Source organism: Neotabrizicola sp. VNH66, assembly GCF_049445895.1.
Lineage (GTDB): Bacteria > Pseudomonadota > Alphaproteobacteria > Rhodobacterales > Rhodobacteraceae > Pseudogemmobacter.
Genome location: NZ_JBMSDW010000012.1, coordinates 83,484 through 94,779 on the forward strand (window position 1 = coordinate 83,484; position 11,296 = coordinate 94,779).

Sequence of the window (11,296 nt, forward strand, 5' to 3'; positions counted from 1 at the left end):
ATGAAAGGAAAAGCGATGAACAAGCCCGTCACCGATGCCACGCGGATCGGCCGCGCCAGCGGCGCCAAGGCGGCCGAGTTTCAGGAACTCTACGACTTCGATGCCGCCGCGCAGACGCTGACCTCGGCCGTCTTTCCCTATGACAGCCAGATCCACCGCGCCCATGTGGTGATGCTGGCAAAACAGGACATTCTGACGGCGGAAGAGGCATCGGCCATCCTGAAGGGGCTGGAGCGGGCCGATGATCTGGCCGCCGCCGATGCATCCTTGCGCACCTATCTGCCCTACGAGGCCGCGCTGAAGCGCGAGATCGGCAATGTCGCGGGCAAGATGCATATCGGTCGCAGCCGCAACGATCTGGCCAATGCCGGCAAACGGATGTTCCTGCGGGACCAGCTGCTGCGCACCATCGGCGCCGTGACCGATCTGCACGAGGCCGTGGTGAACAAGGCCGCCGATCATCTGGAGACGGTGATGGTCGTCTATACCCAACGCAAGGAGGCGCAGCCGATCACGCTGGGCCACTATCTGATGGCGATTTCGGAAAACCTGTCCAAGAATCTGGACCGTTACCGTGAGCTTTATCCCCGCATCAACCAATGCCCGCTGGGGGCTGCGGCAACGGCGGGCACCGGCTGGCCGCTGGACCGCGATCTGACGGCGCGGCTGCTTGGCTTTGACGGGCTGGTCGTCAACAGCATCGAAGGTGTGGCCGGCTGGGATCATGTGGCCGAATTTGCCTTCGACAACGCGATTTTCCTTGCCGGGCTCAGCCGTCTGGCCTCGGAAATCCAGCTGTGGAGCACGGATGAATACCAGATGGCGGAACTGGATTCCTCCTTCGCCGGCACCAGCAGCATCATGCCGCAGAAGAAGAACCCGGATTCGCTGGAACGCAGCCGCAAGGCCGCCTTTGCCGCGATGGGGCCGCTGGTCGGTATCCTGACCTCGCTGAATGGCATCGAGTATCAATACAGCGCGGCGCGGGTGGAGCTGGAGCCGCGGTCCATTGATGCGATGATCGCCGCCACCCATGCGATGACCGGCGTGGTGCGGACACTGCATGCAAACAAGGCGCAGATGTTGCGCTATGCTGCCGAGAATTACGCGACCATGACCGATCTGACCGACATGCTGGTGCGCCAGATCGGCATCGACTACCGCGAGGCGCATGAGATTGTGGCCCGTGTGGTGATCACCGCCATCGACCGGGGCATCAAGGCGGACCGGATCGGTCTGGCCTTGGTGCAAGAGGCGGCGGTGGCCCAGATCGGCCATGAGATCGCGGTGACCGAGGCCGATATCGCCGATGCGCTGGACCCGGTGCAGAATGTGCGGCGGCGCAAGGGCAAGGGGATGCCCGCCCCGGAATCGGTGCGGGAGGCGATCGAGGACGCCCGCAAGGCGCTGAAACGCGACCGGATCTGGCTGAACGATGCCCTGAAGGCGCTGGCGGCGGCCGACCGCGAATTGCAGCAGCAGGTTGCGGCAATTGCCGCCTAGCGCGCCAGAAGACAACCGGACGGGTGGCGATGGCTGCCCGTCCGCCACAGGGCCGATGCGACAGCTGGTCCTGTTCTGCCAAAAGACAGATGCCGAATGGCACGTCCGGCCACAGAAAGCCAACACTCTTCAGGAAGGTAAAGCAATGAGAATGAATGGGAATACGAAAAGTCTCCTGCGATTTGCCAGCGTTCTGGCGGTCTGTGCCCTGACATCGGCCCCGCTTCTGGCGCAGACGCATGGCGGCAATCTGGTGACGGTGATGCGGGGTGATCCCAAGGGGCTGATCCCGGCTTTTCCGCATGGCGGTGACACCCGGATCGTGGCCGCAAAGATCTTTGAGGGTCTGCTGAATTACACCAGCGATCTGGAGCCGATCCCGGCGCTTGCGAAAAGCTGGGAGGTCTCGGAAGACGGCACCGTCTATACCTTTCACCTGCAATCGGGCGTGAAATGGCATGACGGGGCCGATTTCAGCTCGGCCGATGTGGTGTTCAGCCTGGGCACCATGCTGCCTGCGGTTAATGCCGCGGCCGAGCAATCGCTGCAGAACGTCAAATCCATCGAGGCGCCGGACGCGGAAACCGTCGTCATCACGCTGGACCAGCCGGTGCCCTATTTCCTGATGCTGTTCCCCGGCCAGCAGATGCCGATCATGCCCAAGCATATCTATGAGGGCACGGATTACGCCAATAACCCGGCCAATGCCGCGCCGGTGGGCACCGGACCGTTCCGCTTTGTCACCTGGGAACGCGGGTCGTATCTGCGGCTGGAGCGGAACGCAGACTACTGGGACGCCGATCTGCCCTATCTGGATGCCGTCACCTACCGGATCATGCCCGATGCGGCCTCGCGCGGGATCGCGCTGGAAACCGGGGATGTGCAGGTCGCGTCGTCTCTGGAGCTCAGCAGCAGCGACATTTCGCGGATGCGCAAGGATGGCGTGCTGGAGCTGAACCCGGCCGGATGGGAGTATTTCGCCTCGCAGTCGCTGCTCAGCATCAATATGCGGACGGCGCCGATGGACAATCTGGACTTCCGCCGCGCCCTGTACCACGCGGTTGACCGCCAGTTCGTGCGCGATCACATCTGGGGCGGTCTGGGCAAGCTGTCGGCCGGGCCGGTCAGCGCCTCGACCAAATATTTCACCGCCGACCTGCCGGGCTATGACTTCAACGTCGAAACCGCAAACGCCCTGCTGGACGAGATGGGGACCACCCTCGGTGCCGACGGGATGCGCGTCGATGCGGCGGGCAATCCGCTCAGGGTCGGCCTGCTGATCCTGCCCGGCGAACCCTATGGCCGTCTGGCGGAATACCTGCGCGAGGCCTGGCGCAAGATCGGCGTCGAAACCGAGCTGCAGACGGTGGACCTTGCAAACTGGTATGACCGGATGTCGAACTGGAACTATGATATTGCCATCGCGGCGCTTGGCCAGTTTGCCGACCCGGGCATCGGCAGCCGCAGCTATTATCATTCGGACAATATCCGCAAAGGCGTGATGTTCTCGAACATGGGCGGCTATGCCAACCCCGAGGTCGATGCGCTGTATGACGAGGCGGGCATGGAGATGGATCCGGCCAAGCGTGCCGATCTTTATGCCCGGATCCAGACGAAGATCGTCGAGGATGTTCCGGCGATCTGGCTTCTGGATCTGGAACGTCTGACCATCTCGCACAAATCGGTGCACGGGGTGGTGACGGATGCGTTCGGGCCCTGGGGCTCGTGGCGCGAAGCCTATATTGATCAGTGAGAGCGGGATGAAGACGCTCGGCTACATCATCAGGCGCTTGTGCAAGGCAGCGGTGCTGCTTCTGGGCGTCGTCTCCCTGAATTTCCTGCTGATCCGGCTTATTCCCGGCGACCCGGCGACGGTGATCGCCGGGGAAAGCGGCACCTCGGACCCGGCCTTTGTCGAGTCCATCCGCCGGATCTACGGACTGGACCAGCCCCTGCTGGTCCAGCTCAAGACCTATATCACCAATACGGTGTCGCTGGATCTGGGCTATTCCTACCGGCTGCAGAGCGAGGTGCTTGACCTGATCCTCTCCCGGCTGCCTGCGACGGTGGCGCTGACCGGCTCGGCCTTCGTGCTGTCGCTGATCGTGGGGGTCGGCCTGGGTGTCATCGCCGGAACCCGGCCCGATACCGCGCTGGACCGCACGATCCGTATCCTGACGCTCGGGCTCTACTCGGTCCCGGTGTTCTGGATCGGGCTGATGATGATCCTGACCTTCTCGCTGCAGCTTGGCTGGCTGCCTGCCTCGGGGACCGGATTCGAATACGGGCAGGCCCCGGGTGTGGCCAAATTCCTGTCGCATCTGGTGCTGCCCGCCGTCACGCTGTCGCTGTTCTATATCGCGGTCTATGTGCGGCTGGCGCGAACCTCGATCATCGAGGTGACGCAACTGGATTTCGTGCGCACGGCGCGGTCCAAGGGGCTGACCAAGGGCCAGATCACCCGGCGCCATGTCCTGCCCAATTCGCTGCTGCCGATCCTGACCATGGCCTCGCTTCAGGCGGGAAATCTGGTCAGCGGGTCGATCGCGGTCGAGACGATCTTCGCCTGGCCCGGCATCGGCAGGCTTGGATATGAGGCGCTGACCCAGCGGGATTACAACATGCTTTTGGGCGTGTTTCTGGCCTCGGCCGCCATGGTGCTGATCTTCAACCTGATTGCCGACGTCCTTTATGCGGTCGTCGATCCCAGAATCGAGTTGGCAAAATGACCGATGTGAAAACGGACATTCCCGCGGCGCGCGCGCCACGCGAATATGACTGGCAGCTGATCCTGGGAACGGGCGTGTTGGTGGCGCTGTGCCTGGCGGCGATAGGTGCGCCGCTGCTGGCCCCCTATGGCCCATGGGAACTGGCCGGGCAGCCCTATCTTCCGCCCCTGTCACAGGGGCATCTTCTGGGCACGGACACGCTGGGTCGCGATGTGCTGTCGGGCGTGATCCACGGGGCGCAGGTGTCCTTGATCGTGGGGGCGGCCTCGGCGGCGGCGGCGATCCTGATCGGGGTGATCGTCGGCGGTCTTGCGGGCTATTTCGGCGGCATCGTGGATGACATCCTGATGCGTTTTTCGGAATTCCTCCAGACCATGCCGGGCCTTGCCTTGGCGCTGGTGCTGGTGGCGGTGCTGGGGCCGTCGATGTGGTCGGTGGTTCTGGCGATTGCGCTGGTCACATGGGCGCCGGTCGCGCGGCTGATCCGGGCCGAGTTCCTGTCGCTGCGCAGCCGAGAATTCGTGCTGGCCGCCACCGTTCTGGGCGAAAGCCACTGGAAGATCATGGCAGGCCACATGCTGCCCAATGCGTTGGGGCCGATCATCTCTGTCGCCTCGCTGAAGGTCGCCAGCGGCATCCTGACGGAATCGACCATCAGCTTCCTGGGTCTTGGCGATGTGAACCGTATTTCCTGGGGCATGATGATCGGCGTCGGGCAAAGCAACCTGCGGGATGCGTGGTGGATCAGCCTTTTCCCCGGCGTGGCGCTGTTTGCCACCGTGCTGGCGCTGACGCTGATCGCGGACGGGCTGCCGCGGCTCTTGGGTTCGCGCAAGCAAAGCATGTTGTGAGGGGGAAGCCATGCTGAAGATCGAAAACCTTAGCGTTGGCCTGCCTGCGGGGGCGGATCGCCCCTATGCCGTGCGCAACGTCAGTCTGGATATTCCGCTGGGCCGCACCCTGTGCATCGTGGGGGAATCCGGCTCTGGCAAGTCGGTGATCGGCCAGACGGTTGCCGGGCTCTTGCCCGCGGCCCTGCGCCAGGCCGTCAGCGGAACGGTATCGCTGAACGGCACCGTCCTGACCGCGCTGGACGAACGCGGCTGGCAGCGGGTGCGCGGCTGCGATGTTGGCATGGTTTTTCAGGAGCCGATGACGGCGCTGAACCCGCTGATGCCTGTTGGCCGCCAGATTGCCGAGGTGTTCAAGGCACACGGTCTGTCCTGCAGCCGGGCCGAGGCGCGCGACCGCGTGCTGCATCTGCTGGAGCGGGTGGGCATCCATGATCCGCAGCGCATTGCCAATTCCTACAGCTTCCGCATTTCGGGCGGGCAGCGGCAGCGGGTGATGATCGCCATGGCGGTGGCGATGAAGCCGAAGGTGCTGATCGCGGATGAACCCACCACGGCGCTGGACGTGACGACCCAGCGGCAGGTGCTGGATCTGCTGGGTGACCTTCAGGCCGAAACCGGGATGGCGCTGGTCTTCGTCACCCATGATTTCGGGATCGTGGCTGACATTGCCGATGATGTGGCGGTGATGCAGCACGGGCAACTGGTGGAATTTGGCCAGCGCGACGCGGTTCTGGCGCGTCCGCGGCAAGACTACACCCGCAGCCTGCTGGCCGCGGTGCCCCGGCTGGATGCCTGCCGCCCTGCGCTGGCAGAACGCGCTGAACCGGTTGTCGAGGTGCGGAATCTGTCCAAGGTCTTCACCATCTCGGACGGTTTTCTGCGCCAAAAGCGGATTGCCGCGCTGGACGACGTTTCGTTCAAGGTCTGCAAGGGCGAGGTGGTGTCGCTGGTCGGGGAATCCGGTTCGGGGAAATCCACCATCGCGCGCTGCCTGACCCGGCTGCAACCCGTCGACAGCGGCCAGATCCGGCTGCATGGACAGGATCTGCTGTCGCTGCAGGGCAGGGCGCTCAAATCCGCGCGCAGGCGGATACAGATCGTGTTTCAGGACCCCTACGGATCGCTGGACCCGCGCCAGCGCGTGGTCGATGCGGTTGCCGCGGGGCCCATTGCCCATGGCATGTCGCAGGCGCAGGCCCATGCCGAAGCGGCCGATCTCTTGGCGCTGGTGGGGCTGGGGCGCAGCGTGCTGAACCGCTATCCGCATGAGTTTTCGGGCGGGCAGCGGCAGCGCATCGGCATCGCCCGGGCACTGGCGCTGAAACCCGATCTGCTGATCGCCGATGAGGCGGTCTCGGCGCTGGATGTGACGGTTCAGGCGCAGGTGCTGGACCTCTTGGCACAGCTGCGCGACCAGCTGGGTCTGACCATGCTGTTCATCACCCACGACCTGCGGGTTGCGGGCAAGGTCAGTGACCGGATCATCGTCCTGCGACACGGCAAGGTGGTCGAGGAAGGCACCGCGCATGACATGTTCGGCTGTCCCTGCCAAGATTACACCCGCACCCTGTTGTCCACCATTCCCGGCCTGACCAACGCGTTCTTGCCCGCCGTCGCGGCCCGCGCGGTTTCGGCCTGACCCGCTGCTCCCTGTGGCAACTGGGCCGGGGCCCTGCGGAAACGCGGGTGTCCCGGCCGCCTTTTTCCCTGAACAGGTGGCTTTGCGATGAACGCCGATCTGACGCAGAAAATGCAGGCCTGGCGCCACCACCTGCACCGCATGCCCGAACTCGGCTATCAGGAGCATCGGACCGCAGAATTTCTGGCCGCGCGGCTGGCCGGGATGGGCTATGCGCCGGTCACCGGGCTCGGCGGTACCGGGCTGGTCGCGCGGTTGCAGGGGCAGGGACTGCGCCCGCCAATCGGGTTGCGCGCCGATATGGACGCCCTGCCGATCCCCGAGGAGACGGGGCTCGACTATGCCTCGGTCAATCCGGGCGTGATGCATGCCTGCGGCCACGACGGCCATATGGCGATGCTTCTGGGCGCGGCACAGGCATTGCGCCATGGCCCGCCGCCACCGGGCGACGTGTGGTTCATCTTTCAGCCGGCCGAGGAGACCGGCGCCGGCGCGCGGCGGATGATCGAGGATGGGCTGTTTCGCATCGCGCCGGTGGCCCGGGTGTTCGGTCTGCACAACTGGCCCGACCTGCCGCAGGGCAGGTTCTCGGCCTGTGTCGGCGCGCAGATGGCGGCGGTCGATCAGTTCGATATCACGGTAACAGGGCGGGGCTGCCATGCCGCCATGCCGCAATCCGGGCAGGATGCGCTGCTGGCCGCAAGCCAGATCCACCAGATGCTGCAAAGCGTGGTGGCCCGCAACATCGACCCTCTGGAAAGCGGTGTGGTGTCGGTCACGCAGATCCATGGCGGCACGGCCTATAATGTGCTGCCGGAACGGGTGGAGATGCGGGGCTGCACCCGCAGCCTGTCGGAGGCCACGGCGCAGCTGATCCATGACCGGATGTCGGCAATCTGCGCCAGCGTGGCGGCGGGCTTCGGGCTGCGGATCGACCTTGAACGGCGCCGGGGCTATCCGGTGCTGAACAATACGGCAGAGGAGGTGGCCATCGCGCGCGCGGCCGCCGCCCGCGCCCTTGGCCCCGAGGCCGTTGACCCCGCGCCGCGGCCGTCGATGGCATCAGAGGATTTTGCCTTCATGCTGCAGGAGCGGCCGGGCTGCTATGCCTTTCTGGGCACCGCAACCGGTGAAGGGCATCGGCTGCACAGCCCGACCTACCGCTTCAACGACGCGATCCTGCCGATGGGTGCGGCGTGGTGGATGGCACTGGCGGGCGGCGCTGAGGCCCCGGGTTCGGTCTGACACCCCGATGCGATTTCGGTGATCTGCCCTGCCAGTGGCAAGCGATACATTGTATTAGCTATTGATATTATTGAATATTTTTTTCGGGCACTGCGCGCAGAAACCTCTTGCTCCTCCAATCGGTGCAGCAATTACGACGGTCTTCAGTTACAGGAGATCGTGATGAATCATACCTCTGTTCCCGGCAATCCTGCCGGCGGGAGTTTCGTCTTCAGCGTTGCAGGAATGGACTGCGCCAGCTGTGCGGCCACCATCACCACAGCGGTCGGCAAGATGCCCGGCGTCAGCGATCTGACGGTTTCGGTGGCGCGTGAAACCATGACGCTGGCGCTGGATGTCGGCACCACCTCGGTCGATCAGGTGCAGGCTGTGGTGCGCAAGCTGGGCTTTCGTCCCAAACTGCTGACGGCCCCGTCGCCGGCCGAAGCGGCGCCCGCGGCTGATGCGGTGCCCTTCGTCTATCGCGTTGAGGGGATGGATTGCGCCAGCTGTGCTGCGACCATCACGACCGCCATCGGCAAGATGCCCGGCGTGTCCGACGTCAACGTGTCAGTCGCGCGCGAGATGATGACGCTGCGGCTGGACCAGACCGCCACCCCGCGCCCGCAGCTGGAGGCGACGATCCGAAAGCTGGGGTTCCGCCCGAAGCTTGAGGAGACCGCAGCCGCGCCGCCCACTCCCGCGGCCGTGCAGCCGGCTGCGGCCCCGACGGAAGCCGCCCCGGATAAGGCCGCCAGCATCTGGCAGCAGCCGAAGATGCGGCATGCCATGCTGGGTGCGGTTCTGGTCGCCGTCTCCTTCGTGGCGGGGCAGATCCTGCCCGAGGCCGGGCGCTATGCCTTCATGGCAACCACACTGATCATGCTGGCGCCGATTGCCCGCAAGGCCTTCGTCGCCCTGCGCTTCGGCGCGCCCTTTACCATCCAGATGCTGCTGACGCTGGCCGCCATCGGTGCGCTTTTCATCGACGAGGGCGAGGAGGCGGCAATCGTCGTTCTGTTCTTCTCCATCGGCGAGGTGCTGGAGGGGCTGGCCGCCGCCCGGGCCCGCTCAGGGATCAAGGCGCTCGGCTCGCTGGTGCCGCGTGTGGCGACCATCGAGGAGGCGGGCACCCTGCGTGAGGTTCCGGCTGCATCGTTGCAGATCGGTCAGGTCGTGCTGTGCCGCCCCGGAGAGCGTATCCCCGCCGATGGCGTGGTGCTGTCGGGCACCTCCAGCGTGGATGAATCGCCGATGACCGGCGAAAGTGTCCCGGTTGTGAAAGAGCCCGATGCGCGCGTCTTTGCCGGGTCGATCAACCACGAGGCGCCGCTGCGCGTGCGCGTGGACCGCGAGGCGCGGGACAATACCATCGCCCGGATCATTGCGCTTGTGGAAGAGGCGCAGGACGCCAAGGCCCCGACGGAACGGTTCATCGACGCCTTTTCGAAGGTCTATATGCCGCTGATCGTGGTGATTGCCGCGCTTGTGGCAGTGGTTCCGCCCTTGGCCGGTCTGGGCGACTGGGGCACCTGGGTCTATCGCGGCCTTGCGCTGCTGCTGATCGGCTGCCCCTGCGCGCTGGTCATCTCTGTTCCCGCGGCGATTGCCGCCAGCCTTGCCAACGGCACCCGGCGCGGCATGCTGATCAAGGGCGGTGTGGTCATCGAAAGTCTGGCCAAGGCGCAGGTCGTGGCCTTCGACAAGACCGGCACGCTGACGCAGGGCAAGCCGCAGGTCACCGAAGTGGTGACGGGGCAGGGCACGCTGGCAGACCTGCTGTCCACCGCCGTCGCCATCGAGCGTGAATCGAGCCACCCCCTGGCCGAGGCGATCTGCCGCCATGCCGAAAGCCTGGGCATTGCGCCCAAATCCGCCGAAGGCGTGCGCAACATCGCGGGCCGCGGCATGGAGGGCCGGGTCGGGGGCCGCGCGGTCTTTATCGGGGCGCCCCGCTTTGCCGCGACCTATGGCACGCTGCCGCCCGATCAGGCGCAGGCCGCGCAGCGGCTGGAGGCCGAGGGCAAGACGCTGGCCGTGGTCATGGCCGACGGGCAGGCGCTTGGCCTGATCGCCATGCGGGACGAGCCGCGCGCCGATGCCATCGAAGGGGTGGCCGCGCTGAAGCGGCTTGGCATCGAAAGCGTGATGCTGACCGGCGACAACCGCGCCACCGCCGAGGCCATCGCGGGCAAGCTGGGTGTGGTGGCCCATGCCGAACTGCTGCCCGAGGACAAGGTCGAACGGGTCCGCCAGATCAGCACCACCCGCACCGTGGTGATGGTGGGCGACGGCGTAAATGATGCCCCTGCTCTGGCCATGGCTCATGTCGGGCTGGCCATCGGTTCGGGCACAGATGTGGCGATGGAGGCCGCTGACGCCGCCCTGATGCGCAACCGGATCACCGACATCGGCGGCATGGTGCGCCTGTCCCGCGAAACCATGCGCAACATCCGCCAGAACGTGCTGATCGCGCTTGGCCTCAAGGTCGTGTTCCTGGTCACGACGGTCACCGGGATTTCCGGCCTTTGGATCGCCGTCTTTGCCGATACCGGGGCCACCGTCCTTGTCACGCTGAACGCCATGCGGCTGCTGCGCTTCGGCCGCAACCGCGATCTTTGACCCTGATTGAAGAAAGGAAACATCATGTCCGATGCCACCATGCAGATCGAACGCCTGAACCTTGGCCAGGATTGGCGCGCCGACATCCTGCGGCAGGACGAGGACAGCTGGCTGATCTTGTTCACCGATCTGGCCGGGATGCCCCGCGCGGTCGACTGTGGCGCCCTGCAGGTCGAGGCGATCAGCAGCGACCAGATCGCCCGCAACCTGAAACTGCGGCCCGGGGCCACCCCCGGCACCGTGGTCGGCGAGGGCTGGGTCGAGTTCGCCACCCATGCCCGCATTTCGCTGACCACGCCTGAGGGCAGGCTGTCCCGCCAGCACAGGTTCCCGGATGCACCTGTGGTCACGGCCGACCGCGGCCCGCGCGGCGGTTTCATGACCGATATGGGCCACGGCGCTCAGGTGGAGATCATCGGGCAGGGCGGTCCGGTCTGGGGGCTGGTGTTCTACAACGGCGGCGCCGAAGGTCCCGCGGCACCGGCCGAACTCATCACGCTGGAAAGCATTGATGCCGAAGGGCGGATCGAGGTCTTTGCCGCCGAACCCACAGCCGTCGTCACGACCCTGTCGGTGAGCACCGGGGACGCACAACCCGTGCGCCTGCGTCTGGCATGGTCGCATGGCGATCACGCGCACCGGCGCGAATTCGATCTGCCGCAGGGATGAAACAGGGGGCGGATCGGCTGGTCAGCCGCTCGGTGAAGGGTCCTGCCGTCGGGCAC

The 11,296-nt window shown here is 65.4% G+C and carries 8 protein-coding genes; all 8 read left to right on the forward strand.

Annotation, left to right across the window (positions count from 1 at the left end):
* The first annotated feature begins 15 nt into the window (after nt 1–15).
* The 8 genes from argH (at nt 16) to ACO2Q5_RS16540 (ending at nt 11,240) form a co-directional block, all read left to right on the forward strand.
* Nucleotides 16–1,503 carry an argininosuccinate lyase gene (gene argH, locus ACO2Q5_RS16505; protein ID WP_423293041.1) on the forward strand — a complete coding sequence of 496 codons (1,488 nt, stop codon included), beginning with the start codon at nt 16–18 and terminating at the stop codon, nt 1,501–1,503.
* A gap of 151 nt (nt 1,504–1,654) precedes the next feature.
* Complete coding sequence (locus ACO2Q5_RS16510; protein WP_423293043.1) at nt 1,655–3,256, forward strand: ABC transporter substrate-binding protein; 1,602 nt, start codon at nt 1,655–1,657, stop codon at nt 3,254–3,256.
* 7 nt (nt 3,257–3,263) lie between these two features.
* The gene (locus tag ACO2Q5_RS16515) at nt 3,264–4,232 is read left to right on the forward strand and encodes an ABC transporter permease (protein WP_423293045.1); all 969 of its coding nucleotides are present in this window, start codon (nt 3,264–3,266) and stop codon (nt 4,230–4,232) included.
* Nucleotides 4,229–5,083, forward strand: a complete 855-nt coding sequence (locus ACO2Q5_RS16520) for an ABC transporter permease (protein WP_423293047.1) — start codon at nt 4,229–4,231, stop codon at nt 5,081–5,083. The genes ACO2Q5_RS16515 and ACO2Q5_RS16520 overlap by 4 nt, the downstream gene beginning before the upstream one ends.
* Before the next feature lie 10 nt (nt 5,084–5,093).
* Nucleotides 5,094–6,725 (forward strand): dipeptide ABC transporter ATP-binding protein, encoded by a 1,632-nt coding sequence (locus ACO2Q5_RS16525; RefSeq protein WP_423293049.1) that lies wholly within the window; start codon nt 5,094–5,096, stop codon nt 6,723–6,725.
* Between the two features lie 87 nt (nt 6,726–6,812).
* A complete protein-coding gene (locus tag ACO2Q5_RS16530) occupies nt 6,813–7,970 on the forward strand; it encodes an amidohydrolase (protein WP_423293051.1) in 1,158 nt (385 codons plus the stop codon).
* 162 nt (nt 7,971–8,132) lie between these two features.
* Nucleotides 8,133–10,571, forward strand: a complete 2,439-nt coding sequence (locus ACO2Q5_RS16535) for a heavy metal translocating P-type ATPase (protein WP_423293053.1) — start codon at nt 8,133–8,135, stop codon at nt 10,569–10,571.
* Nucleotides 10,572–10,595: 24 nt separating this feature from the next.
* A complete protein-coding gene (locus ACO2Q5_RS16540) occupies nt 10,596–11,240 on the forward strand; it encodes a hypothetical protein (RefSeq protein ID WP_423293055.1) in 645 nt (214 codons plus the stop codon).
* Nucleotides 11,241–11,296: the final 56 nt, after the last annotated feature.